Consider the following 19598-nt stretch of genomic DNA (forward strand, 5'->3'; position numbering starts at 1 on the left):
CGACCGGCACACGAGACCGGGAGAATGATCGACCGTGGACTACGCGGCAGAGATCGAGCAGATCGCGGCGGACGCGCGTCGGCGTTCGGCGATGCTCATGGACGAGATCGACGAGATCAATCGCCAGACCTCGCTCCGGGCAGAACAGTTCGCCGCCGACGCCGCCGAGCGGCTCCGCGAGTTGGCCGAACAGGAATCCGCGGACGAGGAGCCCGAAACCCCTGAACCGCAACCGGTTCCGGAAGAACTGGCACAGCGAATCGTGCCCGCACAGCAGTTGCCACCGCCCACACCGTATGTCGCGAACCCGAGCCTGTCTCCTGAGCAGCAGCAAGCCGAGATCAGGGCAGCGGTCGCCCGGGCGAAGGCGGCCCGGCAGGCCAGATCGACAGTCGCGCCGTCGGATGGTGACTACGACTCCGAGTCCGAGTACTACCGTCGCTCGACCTGGCTGGACTGACTTGGTCTGATCAGCCCTCGCCCGTCGACGGGCGAGGGCTGGCGGCCGCGTGTGGAGACGATCGTGTCGTGCTTGCGATCGGCTGGACTACTGCGATCGTCGGTCTCGTGTTGTCAGCCGAACCAGCAAAGTGACGAGAATGACCGCAAGCGATCCGAAAACCCATAGGACAAAAGGGCTCTCGTTGAATGTGTACATCACCGGAACGGAGAGGACGAATGCTGCTGATCCTGCGCCGATAAGCCACGTCAATGGGGTCGTCGTATCCAGTTGGGCAGGACTGGAGGGGACCCGTGTGATGATCAAGATCAATGCGAGTAGGGTCAGCGAAGCCACCGGAAGCTGCAAGAGGTGGAATTCTGACCACCAACTCCACCAGCTCTGATCATGCGATATGTAGAGCAGCTCGACGGACGCTAGCAGCACGATCGGTACTCCGGCGAGTGCAGCTGCCACCCGCCAATCGCTTCCCCGTTGTTGCGACGGTGTGGCGCCGGTGATGATCGACATCGCCTGGCCCATCGTCATCGCAGCGGACACTATCAGCACGGCGCTAGCCGCGGCTTTAAAGAACGTCGATTCACCCAGAGCCGCCGTCAGTAGGCCGCCCACTGCACATATCGTGAGGCCGGCTATGCACACGATGCGAGCGCCCATGAGGCGGCTCAGCAGTGATCCGAGGAACGGGGAAGCTGTGATCAGTAGGAGTGCGCACCCAGCCACATAGGGCTCTGTCCATTGCGCCAGATAGGTCAATCCTCGTGACCCGAGTACGAGCGAGAAGAACGCACACCACAGTCCCAACAGGAGCGGGCCGCGACCACTCCGTATCAGCGGACGCCGCTCGTATCCTGGATCGGCGGCGAACCTGCCAGGCCGCCTTTCCGGCGTCCATGCCGGTGCTGCCTGCGGATTCGCCATCGGCGCAAAACTCCGCTGGGACATCGCTTGGGCCGCGGCCTGCGCGAATTCGGTGCAGGAATTGAACCGATGGGCGGGGTTCTTCGCCAGCGCCCGCTGGATAACCATGTTCAGTCCGGGCGGCAACCCCGGACGCCGTTCCGAAACCAAGGGCGGCGGTGCGGACATGTGCGCGCCGATCACCGCTACCGGGTTGGTTGCCGCGAAGGGCGCGGTGCCGGTCAGGAGGGTGAAAAGCGTGCAGGCCAGGGAATATTGGTCGCTACGGTGGTCCAGGGTGCCTGCGGCGAGTTGTTCGGGAGAGGCGTAGGCCAGGGTGGCCGTGAACGCCCCGGTTTGGGTGAGGCCGTTGACGTCATCGCGGAGCCGGGCGATCCCGAAATCTGCCAGCAGCACACGTTCGGGTTGATGGTGTTCCGGGGCGGACAGCAGGATGTTGGCCGGTTTCACATCGCGATGCAGGATGCCGCGGCTGTGCGCGAAGTCCAGTGCCGCGGCGACGTCGGTGATGATTCGGATTGCCCTGGCGGGATCGACGATACCGACTGCTCCGGCATCGGAACCGGGGACATACTGCATGGCGATCCACAGGTTCTTCCCCTCCAGCCCGCGATCTTGCACCGCGACGATATTGGGGTGCTCGAGCCGCGCCACAAGATCGGCTTCGCGCTCGAAACGCTGCCGAATTTCGTGGTCGCCCAGCATGTCCTGGTTGAGGATCTTGAGAGCCACATGGCGGGGCAGCCTCGGGTGCCTGGCGAGGTACACGGTACCCATTCCGCCTCGGCCGAGGATTCGCTCGACCCCATATCCCGCGAAGATCGTCGAAATCCCCGAGTTGTCCACCGTAAGTCCTTGTCTGCCGGTCATCCTGTTCGCTGTCGCGCAGGCCTTGTCACCAGGCGTGTTCGTTCTCCCGCTCGCGCAATCTGGTGAGGGTGCGGTCGATCCAGTTCCCGAAGAGCGCGCGCAGGTCGTCGCCGGCGATCGGGCGGATCTGCGCCTGGTCGCGGTCGCGTCGGACCAGGTAGCGGCCATCGCCGGTGATGTCGAACCACTGTGCGCTGTACCAGGATTCGGACCGTGCCTCGAGTGGTCCCGGGAGGAGTTCGGCAATACCGACTCCGTCACGTGGCATGCCGAGGAGCCGTTCGATCGGGGTGCGGGGCGTGTCTCGGGAGCTGTTGCCGCCGCGTCGTGTGACCTCATCGAGGTGGAACGTCTGACTCGCGGTGCGTCCCGGTCCGAACTCGGGCAGCAGCTTGGCGATGCGACCCGGCAGGTTGTCGGGTCGGAACAGCCTGCACCGAATGCGCTCCTCGACGTCGTCGGTGACGGTCTGGGACAGCAGGACCGCATGATGGGCAGTCTGCGCGGCGAGGAGTCGATACATTCGACGTCGATTGCCGCCGAGCCGGGTCGACTCGCCGACGATTCTGATCTGCAGGACGCAGTCGCTCAGGGTGTGGAAGGCGAGCTGGATCAGCTCGTGCTCCTCGTGGTCATAACGGGCGTGAACAGCCGCCCGGAACGCTCGTTCCTCGCTGACGGTGGGAATGGCGCTGGTATAGCCGAGTGGACTCGGAAATCGGTCGCGCGCGTCGTTGATCCAGAGAGCCGCGAAATCATCTGGCTCCCAGGTCCATTCACTCATCGACCTGGCCGCCGATCACGCCGCCCTGAACGGTGCGCGGCATCTCGCCGAGTAGTTCCTCGGTGTTCTCCATGTTCTTGAGCCAATCCGGGATCTGATGGGTTTCGTCGTCTTCGGATTTGCCGCCACCGCGACCGGCTCCCATGCCGCCCATTCCTGGTGCGCCCGCCCTGCCGGTGCTGCCGCCGGCCGTTGCGGCGGTCGCACCGGTGGGAGCCTTTGCCGCGGCGGGAGATCCGGTCGTGACACCGCCCGGAGTGGGGCTGCTCGGAGCGCCACCGCCACCCGGGCTGCCACCTCCCGGAGAACCGGATCCCGGCGACCCCGACCCCGGCGTCCCCGACGGACTGACCCCGGCCGGGGTCGTATCTGTCGTGGTAGCTGGTGTTGTCGAGCCCGGCGATTCCGATTCCTCGGTCGTCGACGCGGTGGCGTCGTCGCTGGAATCGTCTGTGTCGGTGGGGTTGTCGGTAGTTGCTGGATCCTCCGTAGTCGGCTGGGTCGTCTCGTTCGGCTGTCCGCTGTTCGTGTCCCCAGGGTTCGAGCTGTCGCCGTTGTTCCCGCCGTTCGTGTCGGTGTCAGCTCCGGTCGGCTTCCAGGTGGTGAGCGGCGAAGTCGGGCTCTCCGGGTGCGGCAGGACGGGGATCTGTCCGTCGGCGGCAACGAAATTGGTGACGTAGTAGTTCTGCATCGCGTCGCGTGCGTCGTCGCGGGCCTTGTTGATCGCGGTCATCGAGCGACTGCCCGGTTCGGCGAACCAGAAATCATGGCCGTCCAGATTCCAGATGCTGTCGGGCCGGTTCTGCGGTTCGTCGACATTGGTTCGGGTCTTGTCGACGCCGTCGACCGTGGTGGTGACGCGCTGAGCCAACGAGTTCAACGCCGGTGTCAACTCCAGCGCGCGCGTCGCGTAGTCGGCGATCGCGTTCTGCGAGGCGGTTGCCGCCGCGCCCTCCCAGGCCGACGAGCTCGAACGACGGATCCGGGCGGCGAACGTCTCGACCGCGGCGGACCAGTCCGAGGCGAGCTTCTGGTACTCGGATCGAGCGTTGTTCGCTTCGGTGGTATCCAGCGGATTGAATGCTCGGTAGATCGCCCAGTGCTCCCAGGTATTGGGCTTCTCCGGCTCGCCGATTCGTGCCTTCTCGTTGCCGGTCATTACACATGGTCCCCGGTGGATCCGATGGCCGATGGTGGAACGTTCGCGGAGAGTTCGTTGTAGCGGGCGGCGAACTCCTGGTCTGCCGCCTTGAACCTGTTCGCGATCTCACGGTGTAGGTCTCGGATGTCGACGACGATGTCGTGGTGCTGCTGGAGGATGTCGTGGAGGTTGTTGTCGGAATCCGCTGCACTGCCGGACTTTCCGGCTTTGCTGCGAAACCGGTCCACCAGGGTGGTTGCCGAAGTCAGGCCCTGGGTCTTCTCGCCCAGGCCCCATCTTTCGCGATTCGCGATCCCCATGGCTTGCGCCTGCAAGTCCTCGATGATGTCCAGAAATGCTTCGCAGTCCCGCTCCATGTACACGAACTCATCGGCATTCACTCGAACGTCGTTGCTGAACGAGACGCTCAAACCGCCGGTCTTCGCTTCTTGGATGATGCTTTCCAATGGTGTAGCCACGTGGACCCCCTGAGATGATAGATCGTGTCAGCTTCCGGGCTGAATAGTTGGAGCGAGCATCGAGGCAAGATCCTTGGTGATACCGCAAGGATGGCGACCGATCGACTTCTCCGGCTTCGGTTGCATGTTTATGCCGATTTCCATGCTGCCGTTTTTCATCTCGACATTGATGGTGCACCACTTTCCGGCCTGTGCGGCCGGATAGTAGGTGATTGCCGGACGGCCGGAAATCGTCAGTTCCTCACCAATGGTGTTCTCGGTGCTTTCTCTTGCCTGCTGAATGGTGATCGTCGATACCGTGATCGTGGCGCTGTAGCTGCGCGGCTGTATCCATCTGCAGCCCAACCACTTGTTGCGCCCGGTGGTCCAGCCGTCGTCCTTCTTCGGGTTCCGCAACTCCTCCGCATCGATCACCGACTGCGGCAAGTTGCATCCATCGAACCCGGTGGGCAACACCGATTCCTGGGTGGTACTCGCTGCCGGGGAACTCGGCTGCGCCTCACCCTGGTTCCCCGAGTCGCACCCGCCGAGGAACATCGTCAATGCCCCGCCGACGGCCACCATCCGCACGACTGCCCCGCGATCCATCGATCAACTCCTCGTTCCGGTCACAGGCCGGTCCGCTCCCGCCCCACCGGGGAAATTTACACCCAGCTGTGGGTCCGGTCCTGCCGCCGGCGATCCCCTTGCGCGTTCGGCGAACCGACTATCCGAACCAATTCTTGCCCCGGAAGTACTCGCTCTCCTGGTCGTAGCCGTCGTAGTCGATCGGTTCGACGCGCTCGGCCGCGCGGCGGGCAGCTGCCGAGCGGGCGATCGCCGCCCGTGCCTCGCGCAGTTCGTCCTCGTGACTGCCGGCCGCGTCGTCGCCGGGTGGCCAGCTCGGCGCGGCATGCCGAGGCCCGGCGGTCTGTCGCTCGGCGGCCAGGGCCTGAGCCTGCTCCGCGGCCGCTATCCGGGCCTGCTCGGCCGCGGCCTGTGCCATCGCCTCGCGTAGCTGTTCTTCGCGGCGGATGGCGGCGATGTCGATGACGGGGTGTGGCTCGGTCGCCGGTTCCTGCTGCGCCGTGGCTTCCTGCTCCGCGGCCCGCTCCTCGGCGGCTCGCGCGGTGGCCAGCAGTTCCTCGCCCTTGGCCTGCAGGCGGGCTCGTTCGTCTTCGAACTCGACCCGCAGCATGCGAACTCGCGCGAGATGCTCGGTGACCAGGTCCTCGATCCGGGAGTAGCTCACAGGGGGCCTGCCTCAGCCAGCTCGGCGCCGGAGTCGCCGAGGGGTTCCGGGTCGGGTGTGGACGACCAATGTTCGGTCTCCGTGTCGGTGCCGGTGACTCGGCCGTAGTTGGATGCGGGGATTCCGCTCGGCTGGCCGGTGGTGTTCTCGGTGGCGGCGGGTTCCTCGTCGGCCGCCGCGGTGGTGGCCTCGACGTTCGGATTCGGCTCCGCGAGGGTGGTGTCGGTGATCACCGGGATGCCGCTCTCGTTCAGCGTGAGGCCGTACTCGTGGGCGGTGCCCGTCGCGTCGGTAGTGGTGAGCGTCAGTCCGTTCTCTCCGGTTCCCAGACTGAGTGTGGTGCCCGCGATGGTGAACTCGGTCGAGCCGTTGCCGCTTCCATTGAACAGGCTGCTCAACTGCTCGATACCGCTGGTGATGGACGTGCCGAGCGAACTCAGACCGGTCCCGATCGACTCGGCGATGGATTCCGCGGAATCGGTCGATCCCGAGGTGAGGCTCGACAGTTCGCTCACCACGGAGCTCAAGGTGGACAGACCGCTCGAGACCGTCGACAACAGGCTGCTCAGATCGGTCGACGAGCTGTCGTCGTCATCACCGTCGTCGTCATCGTCGGTGGTTGTCGGATTCGTTGTTCCCGCAGTCTCGGTCTTCGTGTCGTCGTCCGTCGTGGTCGCGCCGCCGGTCGATGCGGCCGAGGTATCGCCGCCGCCGGAGGGATTACCGGTGTTGGGCACGTTCTGCTTGGAGTTGTCCGGAACCGCGGCGTCCTGCGGCATCGGGTAGGCGGCGGCTTCGACAGCGGCAAGTGCTGTGGTCGCTTGCTTGAATACCTCGCGGATCACCCGGGATGTTTCGCTGCACATCTGATCGAAATGAGTAACCGTGGCCTCGAACTGCGGGACGAACGATTCGTCGATTACCCTCTTGTTGTACGGGCTATCGTAGCCCTCGATCGCATTCTTGATTGTTTGCCAGTCATAGCCGGAAGTCGAAGTCGAATGGTGAAAATCGGCGGTGCCCGGATCGCGCCAGTAGCCTCTCACGTCCGATGCCTTCTCGGCGACGATATTGCGTAGCGCGGTCGCCAGCTCCCCCAGCTCCTGCGAAGCGGTCTTGGCATGGTTGTAGTCTTCGTCGGCCCGGCGAACCTGTTCGTTCAGCATCGCGAATGCGTTATCGCCGGCATCGCCTTGCCAAATGCTCTGGATGGCGTTGCGCTGGGTCTGTTGCTTCTGAAGCTCCTCGAAGAGCTTCGGTAGTGCTGCTTTGAGCGCGCTCGACATTCTGTCGATCGCATCGATATCCATACCCTTTTCGGTATCGTATTTTCCGCAGAGTTCATAGTATTCGCGGCGGGCGATATCGGCATTTCCGACGTGGAGTTCATCGACGCAGCGCTTATAGAGCGGAAGATAGTACTTGAAGTACTCGAGCCCTTCGGCTCCTTCGCTGAGAATCTTGTCCGCATTTCCGACCGAGCCGGAAATGTTGTGTTCCCAGTCTGTATTCGCCTTGCCGTCTTTGATGACGCCTGATTCATCGGCTGTCCACGCCATCAGAGGTTCACCCCAGCGGCGGTGATCTTGGTGACGTTGGCATCCTCGACCGTGGAATAGGTATTCGCGCTGGTCGTGTACGTGTTCCCGGACTTGGTCACCGCGGTCTCCCAGTGCGTCAGCCAGGCACCGATGTTCACGATCTCGGCACCGAACTTGGTGCCCTCGTCGCCGTATGCCCGCCCCGCTTGTGCCGCGGTGAAGGACCAACCGCTGATGTCCTTGTTGAGCGTCTTGATCGTGCCCCCCGACGTGGTCAGATTGCCGCCGAGCTTGCGTAGCTGCTCCGGATCGACCTTCACGTGACCGCCCATGGACCCCTCCCTAACGTCTTTCCTTGCCGCACAGCGTCGGCAACATATTAGGCGAGGCAGTGATCGTGCCCAAGGCTCGTGCCGATCCGTCCCTGACGGGACTACTTCCGGATCAGTTTGGCGACCGTGCCGAGGGAGAGTTTGGGGGATTCTTCTTCGACTACCGCTGTGGGGTCGACGACCTTGGTGTGGGGGAGGTCGGCTTCGGGGTCGGTGAAGGGGGCGTAGGTCTTGTCGCCGAGGAGGGTGTTGAGGAGGTAGCCGGTGAGGAGGGCTCGGGTGGTCTTCTCCGTTTTGTGTTCGTAGCGGCCGGCGCCGAGGGCGGCGAAGAGGCGGCGGCCCTCGATGATGCCGTTGTGGGAGGCGCCGTCGATGGTGCGCAGCAGGGAGGGGCCCGCCCAGGCGGTGGCGAGGGCGCGGGCGTTGGAGTTGACCGAGTCGAGGTCGGTGGCGCCGGCCAGGATCAGGCCGGGCGTGTCGAGCTCGGGGGCGATGTTCTCCGCGGTGGGGGAGGTGGGGGAGGGGAACAGGGCGGCGACGGCGGCGACGCGGCGTTGGGCGGCCGCGATGACGGCGGCGCCGGCGCCCATGCCGTGGCCGGCCAGGGCGAGGCGGTCGGGGTGGACGCTGATGGTGCCGTCGCCGAGGCGCACCTTGCTGACGATGTCGAGCGTGGTGAGCAGGTCGGTGGCGAGGTCGAGGTGTGACGGGATCGGGCCGCGTTCGGTGTCGGGCGCCGCGACGACGAAGCCCCACGACGCGACGTGCTCGAGCAGGCTCTTGTAGTTCTCGGCGCTGGTCAGCCAGCCGTGCGCGAACGCGACGGCGGGCAGGCTCAGCCCGGATTCGGGGGTGAACACCACACCCGGCTGGCCCGCGATGCCAAGATTTCCGCGCAACACCCGGTGGGGGCCGCGCGCGGACAGGGTGCTCAGGAGCGACTTCACAGACACCGACACGGCGAGAAGGGTATCCGATCAGTAGGGTGGAGAACCATGTGCGGAATCGTGGGCTACGTCGGGTACCGGGACGCGCTCGGCGTTGTCGTCGACGCGTTGCGACGCATGGAGTATCGCGGATACGACTCCGCGGGCGTCGCGATCCTCGACGGAAACGGGTCGATCGCGGTCGAACGCAAGGCGGGCAAGCTGGCCAATCTGGAGGCCGAGCTGGGCGAGGCCAGGGCCGAGCGGTTCGCGGGCACCAGCGGCATGGGGCACACCCGGTGGGCCACGCACGGCGCGCCGACCGACCGCAACGCGCACCCGCACCGGGACGCGTCCGGCAAGCTCGCCGTCGTCCACAACGGCATCATCGAGAACTTCGCGCCGCTGCGCCGCGAGCTGGAGAACGCGGGCATCGAGCTGCTCAGCGACACCGACACCGAGGTCGCGGTGCACCTGGTCGCGCGCGCTTACGCCGAGGGCCCCACCGCTGGCGATTTCACCGCGAGCGCGCTGGCCGTGCTGCAGCGGCTCGAGGGCGCGTTCACGCTGGTCTTCACCCATGCCGATCACCCGGGCACGATCGTCGCGGCCCGGCAGTCGACGCCGCTGGTGGTCGGGGTCGGGCAGGGCGAGATGTTCATCGCCTCCGATGTCACCGCGTTCATCGAGCACACCCGCGAGGCGGTCGAGCTCGGGCAGAACCAGGCCGTGGTGATCACCGCCGACAGCTACACCGTCACCGACTTCGCCGGCAACACCGAAGGCGTGGTGACCAGGCCGTTCACCATCGACTGGGATCTCGCCGCCGCCGAGAAGGGCGGCCACGACTACTTCATGCTCAAGGAGATCGAGGAGCAGCCGACCGCGGTCGCCGACACCCTGATCGGGCATTTCGTCGTGGACGAGAACGGCGGCCGGATCGTCCTGGACGAGCAGCGCCTCGCCGATCAGGAACTGCGCGAGTTCGACAAGGTGTTCGTCGTCGCGTGTGGCAGTTCCTACCACGCGGGCCTGCTCGCCAAGTACGCGATCGAGCACTGGACCCGGGTGCCGGTGGAGGTCGAGCTGGCCAGCGAGTTCCGCTACCGCGACCCGGTGCTCGACCGGTCGACGCTGGTGGTGGCCATCTCGCAGTCCGGCGAGACGGCCGACACGCTCGAGGCGGTGCGCCACGCCAAGGAGCAGAAGGCGCGCGTGCTCGCCATCTGCAACACCAACGGCGCGCAGATCCCGCGCGAGTCGGACGCGGTCATCTACACCAGGACCGGGCCGGAGATCGGCGTCGCGTCGACCAAGGCGTTCCTGGCGCAGGTGGCGGCCAACTACCTGGTCGGGCTGGCGCTGGCGCAGGCGCGCGGGGTCAAGTACCCCGACGAGGTCGCGCGGGAGTTCGCCGAGCTGGAGGCCATGCCGAAGCTGATCGCGCGGGTGCTGGAGACCGGTACGCAGGTGCGGGCCATCGCGCGCGAGCTGGCGCACGTGCCGACGGTGCTGTTCCTCGGCCGCCACGTCGGGTATCCGGTGGCGCTGGAGGGTGCGCTCAAGCTCAAGGAACTGGCCTACATGCACGCCGAGGGCTTCGCCGCCGGTGAGCTCAAGCACGGGCCGATCGCGCTGATCGAGGACGGGCTGCCGGTCATCGTGGTGATGCCGTCGCCCAAGGGCCGTCCGGTGCTGCACTCGAAGCTGCTCAGCAATATCCGGGAGATCCAGGCGCGCGGCGCGCGGACCATCGTGATCGCCGAGGAGGGCGACGACACGGTGCGGCCCTTCGCCGACGATCTGATCGAGATCCCGGCCGCGCCGACGCTGTACCAGCCGCTGCTGTCGACGGTGCCGCTGCAGATCTTCGCCGCCGAGGTGGCGCAGGCGCGTGGCTACGACGTGGACAAGCCGCGCAACCTGGCCAAGTCGGTCACCGTCGAATAGCGGGTGCGCGGCCGGTCGCGGGACCGGCCGCCCCGATCACTGGACGGTGATGGTGCCGCGCATGTCCGGGTGCAGGCTGCACAGGTAGCGGTAGGTGCCGGGCTGGGTGAAGGTGTAGGACCATTCGCCCTTGTCGATGATCGGGCTGTTGATGCCCATCGCCTTGTCGCCGATGCCCTGCACGTTGTGCGGGGCCTTGTCGGCGAACTTCCAGGTGACGGTCTCGCCGACCTTGATGGTGGCGTCGGCGGGGGAGTACTTCATCCCGGAGACGTCGACCGTGAGGTTGGTCGGCTTGTGCTCGGTCTGGCTGGTCGTGGTGGTGACCGGACGCGGCTTGCGGGTGGTGGTGGAGGCGGCGTCCCCGGAGTCGCCGGAGCAACCGGCGATCAGCAGGGCGGCGGCCACGACGAATCCGGCGACAACCCGGGTGGATGCGGCGCGGTGACGAACCATCGACATGGGTCTGGAGCGTAGTCTGCGAACGATCGCGGACCTGTCGTGGGCCGCGCGGGCGGCCGGGAGGCGACGATGACGGATCGGCGTGGCTACTTCACCGCCGACCAGGTCAGGGCGGCCGAGGCGGAGCTGTTCACCCGGGTGCCCGCCGGAATGCCGATGCGTCGGGCCGCGTACGGGCTGGCCAATGTGGTGGCCGACGAATTGCGTTCGGGGACCGGCGCAGTCGCGGGCCGGGCGGTCGGGCTGCTGGTCGGCTCGGGGGACAACGGCGGCGACGCGCTGTGGGCCGGGTCGATGCTGGCGCGGCGCGGGGTGGCGGTGCGCGCGGTGCTGCTGAGTCCCGAACGCGCGCATCCGGACGGGCTCGCGGCGCTGCGGAAGGCGGGCGGCCGGGTGGTCGACCGGCTCGACGCGGTGGATCTGGTGATCGACGGGATCGTGGGGATCTCCGGGCGGGGACCGCTGCGCCCGGCGGCCGCGGAGCTGGTTGCGGCCGTGGATGTTCCGATCATCGCGGCCGACCTGCCCAGCGGGGTCGATGTGGATACCGGCGCGGTCACCGGGCCCGCGGTCCGGGCCGAGGTGACGGTGGCGTTCGGGGCGTACAAGCCGGTGCACGCGCTGGCCGCGCCGTGGTGCGGGCGAATCGTGCTGGTGCCGATCGGTTTACGGCTGCCCGAACCCGACCTCGCGCAGCTGGCGGCCGCGGCGATCGGCGCGGACTGGCCGGTGCCCGGCGCGGCGGACGACAAATACAGTCAGGGCGTGGTCGGGGTGTGCGCGGGGAGCGCGAAGTATCCGGGGGCCGGGGTGCTGAGTGCCGGTGCGGCGGTGGCGGCGACCTCGGGGCTGGTGCGCTACGTCGGCGATGACACCGAGGTGCTGGCGACGTATCCCGAAGTCGTCGCCAGTCACACGATCTCGGGGGCCGGGCGGGTCCAGGCCTGGGTGTTCGGTCCCGGTGCCGGCACCGATGCCGCGGCCAGGGACCGGCTCGCGCAGGTGCTGGCCACCGATCTGCCGGTGCTCGTCGACGCGGACGGGCTCACCCTGCTCGCCGCCGAACCCGCCCTGGTCCTGGGCCGCACCGCGCCGACCGTGCTGACGCCGCACGCGGGCGAGTTCGCCCGGCTCACCGGCGCCGAACCCGGCCCGGATCGGGTGGAGGCGGTCCGCGCTCTCGCCGACGAGTGGCGGGTGACAGTGCTGCTGAAGGGACGCGCGACGATCATCGCCGCGCCCGGCGAGCCGACGTTGGTCAGCGACGCGGGTGGGTCCTGGGCCGCGACGGCGGGCTCGGGCGATGTCCTGTCCGGCCTGCTCGGCGCACTGCTGGCGGCGGGTCGCCCACCCGCGATGGCGGCCGCGGCGGCCGCGCGCGTGCACGCCCTGGCCGCCAACCTGGCCGCTTATGACGGGGAACCGGCGGCCGCGCCGATCTCCGCGTCGCCGCTGCTTCGGCATATCCGTCCCGCCATCCGTGTCCTGCGGGAGCTCGCCGGCGAATGAGGGCGGGGCCGCCCGCGGCGGTGGTGCAGACGCGGGCGAGATCGCGGCGACCGCTGTCGCGGGACCATCGCCGCGGCGGACGGGCCGCGCGGGGGCAGGTTCCGCGAATCCGGCGGGTCCTGGCAGGATCGAAGCCGTGAATGCGCAAGTGGAGACTGTCATCGACCTGGATGCCATCGCCCACAACGTGCGTGTGCTGCGCGAGTTCGCGCAGGGCGCCGGGGTGATGGCGGTGGTCAAGGCCGACGGCTACAACCACGGCGCGGTCGAGGTCGGGCGCACGGCGCTGGCGGCGGGGGCCACCGAGCTGGGGGTCACCACGGTCGCCGAGGCGCTGGCCCTGCGCGCCGCCGGGATCACCGCGCCGATCCTGTGCTGGCTCAACACCATCGACGCCGACTTCGGCGCCGCGATCGCGGCCGATGTCGAGATCGGGGTGTCCTCGCTCACGCAGCTGCGGGCGGTCGAGCGGGCGGCGCGCGCGAGCGGCCGGACTGCCGTCGTGACGCTCAAGGTCGACACCGGGCTGAACCGCAACGGGGTGTCGGTCACCGAGTATCCGCAGGTCCTGCGGGCCCTGCGCGCCCTCGTCGACGAGCGGGTCGTCCGGTTCCGGGCGATCTTCTCCCACCTCGCGCACTCCGACGAACCCGAGCATCCGATGCTCGACCGGCAGCGGGAACGCTTCGTCGAGGCGATCGCGCAGGCCAAGGAACAGGGCCTCGAGCCCGAGCAGGTGCACCTGGCGAATTCGGCGGCCACGTTGACCCGCCCCGACCTGCACTTCGACCTGGTGCGGCCGGGCATCGCGGTGTACGGGCTGTCGCCGATCCCGGAGCTCGGTGACTTCGGGCTGCGGCCGGCGATGACGCTGCAGGCCGAGGTCACCCTGGTGAAACGGGTGGCCGCGGGGGAGGGCGTGTCCTACGGGCACCGCTGGATCGCGCCGCGCGACACCACCGTCGCGCTGGTGCCCGCGGGCTACGCCGACGGTGTATTCCGCTCGCTGAGTGGGCGTTTCGAGGTGTGGCTGGGCGGGTCCCGGCACCGTAATGTCGGGCGCGTGTGCATGGACCAATTCATGGTCGACCTCGGCGACAACCCGGGCGGCGTGCGGGAGGGTGACCGGGCGGTGCTGTTCGGCGGCGGCGCCGGGCACCCGCACGCGCTCGACTGGGCCAGGCTGCTCGACACCATCGACTACGAGGTGGTCTGCTCGCCGCGCGGCCGGGCCGTGCGCCGCTACGTGGGGACCGGTCGATGACGCGGGGCAAGGTGATCCTGCGCGGCGGCCTGGCGACCGCGAGCCTGCTCGGCGCGCTCGCCGTCGCGCACACGCTGCGCCGGATCGGTGCGCGGGTGCGCTGGCCCGCCGAACGGGACGAGTACCGCGACGAGAACTTCGCCCTGATCGACGAGGACGAGCCGGGCATGGTGATCGCCGACGACGGTGTGTCGCTGGCCACCCGGACCTACGGTGACGAGTCCGCCGAGGTGACCGTCGTCTTCGTGCACGGGTTCTGCAACAGCATGGAGTCCTTCCACTTCCAGCGCCGCGACCTCGCCCGCGAATGGGGCCCGCGGGTCCGGCTGGTCTTCTTCGACCAGCGCGGGCACGGCCGCTCCGGTACGCCGAGCACCGAGAGCTGCACCGTCGCGCAGCTCGGCCACGATGTCGCCGCCGTGGTGCGCGAGTGCGCGCCGACCGGGCCGGTGGTGCTGGTCGGGCACTCGCTCGGCGGGATGGCCGTGCTCGCGGCGGCGGCGCAGTTCCCCGAACTCTTCGCGGCGCGGGTGCGCGCGGTCGGCCTGTTCTGCACCGCCGCGGCCGAGGTGACCGCGACCGGGCTGCCGCAGCTGCTGCGGCATCCGGCGATCGACGGGTTCCGGATGGCAGTGCGCACCGCGCCCGCCGTCGTCCAGGTGAGCCGGACCGCGAGCAAGCAGCTGGTGACGCCGATCCTGCACGTCAGCTCGTTCCACGGGCCGGTGAGCCCGACGCTGTCGCGCTTCACCACCATGATGATCGACCGCACGCCCGTGGCGACCATCGAGAAGTTCCTGAAAGCGATTGAGCTGCACGACGAGTCGGCGGCGCTGCCGGTGCTGGCCGACCTGCCGGTGCTCGTCCTCGGCGGCGCGCACGACATGGTGATCCCGTTCCGCAACTCGCGCGCGCTGGCCGCGGCCCTGCCGGGCAGCGAGCTGGTGCGGATGGGCGCGGCCGCGCACATGCCGCACCTGCAGTACCCCGAGGTGACGCTGGACGCACTGGACCGGCTGCTGGCCGCCGCCGGCTTCGGTGGCGCGCGGGGCGGGGAGGCCGTCGGTGGCTGACCCGCAGCAGCGTGTCCTGGCCACGGTCGAGGACACCGAAGCCTTCGGCCGGGAGCTGGCCGCGACCCTGCGCGCCGGTGACCTGGTGGTTCTCGACGGTCCGCTCGGCGCCGGGAAAACGGCGCTGACCAGGGGGATCGCGGCCGGTCTCGGTGTCGCGGGCCGGGTCAGCTCGCCGACCTTCATCATCGCGCGGGCGCACAAGGCCGGGCAGCGGCCCGACGGCACGCCCGGCGTCGCGCTGGTGCACGTGGACGCCTACCGGCTCGCCGGCGACCTGGACGAACTCGACGCCCTCGACCTCGACACGGACCTGCACCACGCCGTCGTGGTGGTGGAATGGGGCAAGGGTGTCGTGGAACACCTCACCGAACGGCACCTGCGGGTGCAACTCGCCCGGGAACCGGAATCCGATGTGCGCACGGCCATCTGGGAGTGGATCGAATAACCCGTGGACCGGCGGGCACCGGTGCGCGCCGGGCGCGAAAACCACCCGGTATTGTTGAGACAATCATGCTCGTACTAGCAGTCGACACCGCGACACCCGCCGTTACAGCGGGATTGGTGCATCTGTCACCTGCCGCCGACGCGGACACCCGGCCCGCCGTGGCGACGCTCGCTGCCCGCGTCAAGGTCGACGCGCGCGCCCACGCCGAAGTGCTCACCCCGCAGATCCTGGAATGCCTCACCGAGGCCGGAGTGCGCCGTGACCAGCTCGACGCCCTCGTCGTCGGGGTCGGGCCAGGCCCGTTCACCGGTCTCCGGGTCGGGATGGCCACCGCCGCCGCCTTCGGCGACGCGCTGGGTCTGCCCGTGTACGGGGTGTGCAGTCTCGACGCCATCGCCGCCGAGGCCGCGGGTGAGCAACGCGACAGCGGCGAACTGCTGGTGGTGACCGACGCGCGCAGGCGCGAGGTGTACTGGGCCCGCTACCTGAACGGGGCGCGCAGCGCCGGACCCGAGGTGTGCAAGCCCGCCGAGGTGCCCCTCGGTGACGCCGTCGCGATCGCGGGCTCGGCCGCCCACGTCGACTACTTCGATCTGCCGGTGCTGCCCAGCGAGACGCCGTCGCCCGCCGGGCTGGTGGCCGTCGCCGCGCCCGAGCTGCTGGCCGGTACCGCGCCCGAGCCGCTGGTCCCGCTGTACCTGCGCAGGCCCGACGCCGTCGAGAACAGCTTCCGCACCCTCGACCGGACCGGGGCGTGAACGCCGTGTCCGACTACCGGATCGAACCGATGACGGTGCACGACATCGACCGCTGCGTCGAGCTCGAGCACCTGCTGTTCCCCGAGGACGACCCGTGGCAGGCGGTGTCGTTCCGCTCCGAGCTGGCGGGCGCGCACAACCGCTACATCACCGCCCGCGACGCGAACGGCGCGATGGTCGGCTACGCGGGCATCGCGCTGCTCGGTGACGCCGCGCATCCCGAGGCCGAGGTGCACACCATCGGCGTCGATCCGGACTGTCATCGCGGCGGTATCGGCACCCTGCTGCTGGAGGCGCTGCTGGCCACCGCCGCCGAACGCGGCGGGCCGGTGTTCCTCGAGGTCCGCACCGACAACGCGCCCGCGATCGCGCTCTACGCCAAGCACGGTTTCCACATCATCGGGCTGCGCAAGAACTACTACCACCCCAGCGGCGCCGACGCGTACACCATGCGGCGGCCCGAACTCACCGTGGCGGCCGACGAATGGGCCGCGCGCGGCAGGCAGGACGAGGTGCTGTCGTGATCGTCATGGGCATCGAAAGCTCGTGCGACGAAACGGGAGTCGGCATCGTCGCGCGGCACCCGGATGGTTCGCTGGAACTGCTCGCCGACGAGGTGGCCTCCAGCGTCGACCAGCACGCGCGCTTCGGCGGCGTGGTCCCCGAGATCGCCTCGCGCGCGCATCTCGAGGCGATCGTGCCCGCCATGCGCCGGGCGCTGGCCGCGGCCGGGATCAGCAAGCCCGACGCGCTCGCCGTCACCATCGGGCCCGGCCTCGCCGGTGCGCTGCTGGTCGGCGTCGCGGCGGCCAAGGCCTACGCGGCCGCCTGGGATGTGCCGTTCTACGCGCTCAACCACCTCGGTGGGCACGTCGCGGTGGACACGCTCGAGCATGGTCCGCTGCCGCCCGCGGTGGCGCTGCTCGTCTCCGGCGGGCACACCCACCTGCTGCAGGTCACCGATCTGGGCTCGCCGATCACCGAGCTCGGCAGCACCGTCGACGACGCCGCGGGCGAGGCCTTCGACAAGGTCGCCCGGCTGCTCGGCCTCGGCTACCCCGGCGGCCCCTACCTGGACGCGGCCGCCAAGGACGGAGATCCGCGCGCGATCGCGTTCCCGCGCGGCATGACCGGTCCGCGCGACGCTCGCTACGACTTCTCCTTCTCCGGCCTCAAGACCGCGGTCGCCCGCTATGTCGAGGCCGCGCAGCGCCAGGGCATCGGCCCCGAACAGCTGCCGATCCCCGACATCGCCGCGTCCTTCCAGGAGGCGGTGGCCGATGTGCTGACGATGAAGGCCGTGCGCGCCGCCACCGATATCGGCGTCGACACGATCGTGCTCGGCGGCGGCGCCACCGCGAACTCGCGGATCCGCTCGCTGGCCGAGGAGCGCTGCGCGGCAGCGGGATTGACCCTGCGGGTGCCCAAGCCGCGGCTGTGCACCGACAACGGGGTGATGATCGCGGCGCTCGGCGCGCATGTGATCGCGGCGGGCGCGCAGCCCGCGGAATTGACGGTCGCCACGGATCCGGGTCTGCCGGTATCGGTGAGCGCTCTGCGCGGCTGAATCGCCGATAGGACCGTGGGTCCTGTCCCGGCTAGTCGATGAGCTGGAGCGGTGCTTCGCTCGGCGTGCTCGCGGCCGGCGGGATCGGCAGCAGGCTCTGGGCGGGCCGCTGCTGGCTCGGTGAGGTGTTCGGGGTGGACGGCCGCTGCTGCTGCCTGCCGCCCGACGACCCGCTGTCGATCGGGCCGAGCGGGGACTCGGGATAGGGGATCTGCGGCAGGTTCGGATCGGGCCGCAGGGTCGGCGCCGTGGTCGACGGCGCGACCTGTCCCGGCGTCGGTGGCGGGGGCGGCGCGATCAGCGGTGTGGTCGTCGTCGGGACCTGGGTGGTCGGCACCTCGGTGGTGGGCGGCGCGTTGGTGACGCCGGTGCGGTCGGTGCTCTCGCGATTGGTGGGTGTCGGTGCCTGCTGCGGCACCACGGGTAACGGTGGCTGCCGCACGGTGCTGCTGGTGCCCGCCGGGGTGACATCGGCGGGGTCGGGCGAGACCGCCTGCACGCCGTAGCCGATCACCAGGCCGACCACCACGACCGCGCCGGCCAGCGTCCCGGCGACCTTGGTGAAAGTGCTGTTCGGGGCGTCGCCCAGTGCGGCCACCTGCAGGGCCGACGGCGCCGCCGCGTCGGCGACCAGCGCGGCGCCCTTGGCGATCACGGCTTCCGGATCGGGCACGGTGATGACGGGCACGTCCAGCCTGCCGTGCAGCGTCTCGACGACGGCGGGGATGTTGGCGCACCCGCCGATCACCGCGACCGCCTCGGGGTACTTCGGCGCCCGGGTGAAGACCGACGCGGTGAACAGCGCGATATTGCGCAGCAGCCCGCCGATCAGTTCCTCGAAATCGGAGCGGGTGAGCTTGAGCGGCTGCCCGGCCACGTGGTCGATGGTGACCGCGGGCGCGATCGACAGGTGCTCCTTGGCCGCCCGGCCCCGGTTGGTCAGGGTGCCGCGGTTGGGCCTGGTGCCCCGGCGGGCGTAGTGCAGGTCGACGAGGTGGTGGTAGATCAGCTCGTCGATGGCGTTGCCGCTGAGCGTAGGGGTGCGCTCGGTGTGCAGGATCGTGCCGTCCGCGTAGTCGACGACGGTGACGGTGAGCCCGGTGGCGCCGAGGTCGACCACCGCGACGGTGGCGTAGCGGTCGAGCAGGCCGGTGTCGCGTAAGTAGGTCATGGCGGCGGTGCCCTCGGGCACCAGCCGTAGATCGCGGTGTCGGGTGGTGGCGGCCCGGATGGCCTGGGCCTGTTCCCGGTTCCGGAAGGCGACGGCGACACTGGTCGGTGGGCGCGAACGGGCGGGCTCGTCCCGGCGGTGCGCGCCGGAGGAATAGCGCCCGAGCGGTTCGCCCGCCATGGCGGCGCCCTGGGTGACGGGCAGCTGGGTGGTCATCAGCTCGATCGAGGACGACACGAGATCGCCGAGATCGGAGTGGGCCGCGTCGGCCGAGACGACGCGGTAGTCGAAGCTCTGCTCACCGGCGGGACCGGTGGCGACCAGCGCTGAGCACACCACCTCGTTTCCGGCGGAAATGCCGAGGGATGTTCGCATGTTCACCTCCCTTCGAGCGTGGATGGTTCTGTGATGCCGACCATCTCGAATGGAACGCTATACATATCCTTTCACAGCCTGTTATGCGAACGTTACAGATTGTGGCAAGCGATGTGAAGATCACTGGCGAGTGTGGGCGTGTCGAAAATGCGACATTGGCAGAACCCGGCCTTGAGCGCTGGCACTCTCACGTATAGAGTGCTAGTCGGCACTGTGTAGCTGTGCTTGTGCCAGTCGACTACTGGGCAGGGGTCCCGGCACCCGCGACGACGGGGCGAACGCGCAGAGTCGCAAGCTGACCGAAACCCGGTCCGGGACAACAGTTCCGGACGACCG

20 protein-coding genes are annotated in these 19598 nt (G+C 68.8%); 9 read left to right on the plus strand and 11 right to left on the minus strand.

All coding sequences use genetic code 11. The annotated features are described in order from the left end of the window. The first annotated feature begins 97 nt into the window (after positions 1–97). Positions 98–460 (plus strand): hypothetical protein, encoded by a 363-nt coding sequence (locus ACFVW6_RS23275; protein WP_378829731.1) that lies wholly within the window; start codon positions 98–100, stop codon positions 458–460. An 87-nt stretch (positions 461–547) separates the two neighbouring features. On the opposite strand, the gene ACFVW6_RS23280 is transcribed toward ACFVW6_RS23275, so the two are convergent. The 9 genes from ACFVW6_RS23280 to ACFVW6_RS23320 all read right to left on the minus strand — a co-directional run bounded on the left by ACFVW6_RS23280 (position 548) and on the right by ACFVW6_RS23320 (position 8718). Continuing rightward, positions 548–2227, minus strand: a complete 1680-nt coding sequence (locus tag ACFVW6_RS23280) for a bifunctional serine/threonine protein kinase/MFS transporter (protein WP_378829733.1) — start codon at positions 2225–2227, stop codon at positions 548–550. 49 nt (positions 2228–2276) lie between these two features. After that, complete coding sequence (locus ACFVW6_RS23285) at positions 2277–3035, minus strand: ESX secretion-associated protein EspG (RefSeq protein WP_378829735.1); 759 nt, start codon at positions 3033–3035, stop codon at positions 2277–2279. After that, on the minus strand, positions 3028–4194 hold the full coding sequence (locus tag ACFVW6_RS23290) for a WXG100 family type VII secretion target (RefSeq protein WP_378829737.1): 1167 nt from the start codon (positions 4192–4194) through the stop codon (positions 3028–3030). The genes ACFVW6_RS23285 and ACFVW6_RS23290 overlap by 8 nt, the downstream gene beginning before the upstream one ends. Further along, positions 4194–4655, minus strand: coding sequence for a hypothetical protein (locus ACFVW6_RS23295; RefSeq protein ID WP_378829740.1), 462 nt, complete (start codon positions 4653–4655; stop codon positions 4194–4196). Before ACFVW6_RS23295 ends, ACFVW6_RS23290 begins: the two co-directional genes overlap by 1 nt. A 27-nt stretch (positions 4656–4682) precedes the next feature. Further along, a complete protein-coding gene (locus ACFVW6_RS23300; protein ID WP_378829742.1) occupies positions 4683–5243 on the minus strand; it encodes a DUF3558 domain-containing protein in 561 nt (186 codons plus the stop codon). A gap of 118 nt (positions 5244–5361) precedes the next feature. Further along, entirely contained in the window at positions 5362–5886 is a 525-nt protein-coding gene (locus ACFVW6_RS23305) for a hypothetical protein (protein WP_378829744.1), read from the minus strand. Then, complete coding sequence (locus ACFVW6_RS23310; protein WP_378829746.1) at positions 5883–7445, minus strand: hypothetical protein; 1563 nt, start codon at positions 7443–7445, stop codon at positions 5883–5885. The genes ACFVW6_RS23305 and ACFVW6_RS23310 overlap by 4 nt, the downstream gene beginning before the upstream one ends. After that, positions 7445–7759, minus strand: coding sequence for a hypothetical protein (locus ACFVW6_RS23315; RefSeq protein ID WP_378829748.1), 315 nt, complete (start codon positions 7757–7759; stop codon positions 7445–7447). The genes ACFVW6_RS23310 and ACFVW6_RS23315 overlap by 1 nt, the downstream gene beginning before the upstream one ends. Positions 7760–7860: 101 nt before the next feature. Continuing rightward, a complete protein-coding gene (locus tag ACFVW6_RS23320) occupies positions 7861–8718 on the minus strand; it encodes a dienelactone hydrolase family protein (protein ID WP_378829751.1) in 858 nt (285 codons plus the stop codon). 36 nt (positions 8719–8754) lie between these two features. Between ACFVW6_RS23320 and glmS the strand changes: the two genes are divergently transcribed. After that, a complete protein-coding gene (gene glmS / locus ACFVW6_RS23325) occupies positions 8755–10635 on the plus strand; it encodes a glutamine--fructose-6-phosphate transaminase (isomerizing) (RefSeq protein WP_378829753.1) in 1881 nt (626 codons plus the stop codon). 36 nt (positions 10636–10671) lie between these two features. Here glmS and ACFVW6_RS23330 read toward each other — a convergent pair whose 3' ends face one another. Further along, entirely contained in the window at positions 10672–11097 is a 426-nt protein-coding gene (locus ACFVW6_RS23330) for a cupredoxin family copper-binding protein (RefSeq protein ID WP_378829755.1), read from the minus strand. Positions 11098–11166: 69 nt separating this feature from the next. On the opposite strand from ACFVW6_RS23330, the gene ACFVW6_RS23335 reads away from it, so the two are divergent. The 7 genes from ACFVW6_RS23335 to tsaD all read left to right on the plus strand — a co-directional run bounded on the left by ACFVW6_RS23335 (position 11167) and on the right by tsaD (position 17716). Then, positions 11167–12606, plus strand: coding sequence for an NAD(P)H-hydrate dehydratase (locus ACFVW6_RS23335; RefSeq protein WP_378829757.1), 1440 nt, complete (start codon positions 11167–11169; stop codon positions 12604–12606). Positions 12607–12733: 127 nt separating this feature from the next. Further along, on the plus strand, positions 12734–13870 hold the full coding sequence (gene alr / locus ACFVW6_RS23340) for an alanine racemase (protein WP_357346616.1): 1137 nt from the start codon (positions 12734–12736) through the stop codon (positions 13868–13870). Continuing rightward, positions 13867–14943 (plus strand): alpha/beta hydrolase, encoded by a 1077-nt coding sequence (locus tag ACFVW6_RS23345; RefSeq protein ID WP_357346555.1) that lies wholly within the window; start codon positions 13867–13869, stop codon positions 14941–14943. Before alr ends, ACFVW6_RS23345 begins: the two co-directional genes overlap by 4 nt. Then, entirely contained in the window at positions 14936–15391 is a 456-nt protein-coding gene (gene tsaE, locus ACFVW6_RS23350) for a tRNA (adenosine(37)-N6)-threonylcarbamoyltransferase complex ATPase subunit type 1 TsaE (protein ID WP_355271474.1), read from the plus strand. Before ACFVW6_RS23345 ends, tsaE begins: the two co-directional genes overlap by 8 nt. A gap of 65 nt (positions 15392–15456) precedes the next feature. Next, positions 15457–16149, plus strand: a complete 693-nt coding sequence (tsaB, locus tag ACFVW6_RS23355; protein ID WP_365010813.1) for a tRNA (adenosine(37)-N6)-threonylcarbamoyltransferase complex dimerization subunit type 1 TsaB — start codon at positions 15457–15459, stop codon at positions 16147–16149. A gap of 29 nt (positions 16150–16178) precedes the next feature. Beyond that, positions 16179–16673: a ribosomal protein S18-alanine N-acetyltransferase gene (gene rimI / locus ACFVW6_RS23360; protein WP_218717760.1), complete on the plus strand. Its 495-nt coding sequence runs from the start codon at positions 16179–16181 to the stop codon at positions 16671–16673. Further along, positions 16670–17716 (plus strand): tRNA (adenosine(37)-N6)-threonylcarbamoyltransferase complex transferase subunit TsaD, encoded by a 1047-nt coding sequence (gene tsaD / locus ACFVW6_RS23365; protein WP_378829761.1) that lies wholly within the window; start codon positions 16670–16672, stop codon positions 17714–17716. The genes rimI and tsaD overlap by 4 nt, the downstream gene beginning before the upstream one ends. A gap of 31 nt (positions 17717–17747) precedes the next feature. On the opposite strand, the gene ACFVW6_RS23370 is transcribed toward tsaD, so the two are convergent. Next, positions 17748–19262: an Hsp70 family protein gene (locus tag ACFVW6_RS23370; protein ID WP_378829763.1), complete on the minus strand. Its 1515-nt coding sequence runs from the start codon at positions 19260–19262 to the stop codon at positions 17748–17750. Positions 19263–19598 lie beyond the last annotated feature (336 nt).

It is taken from the genome of Nocardia sp. NPDC058244 (assembly GCF_042882065.1).
GTDB lineage: Bacteria > Actinomycetota > Actinomycetes > Mycobacteriales > Mycobacteriaceae > Nocardia.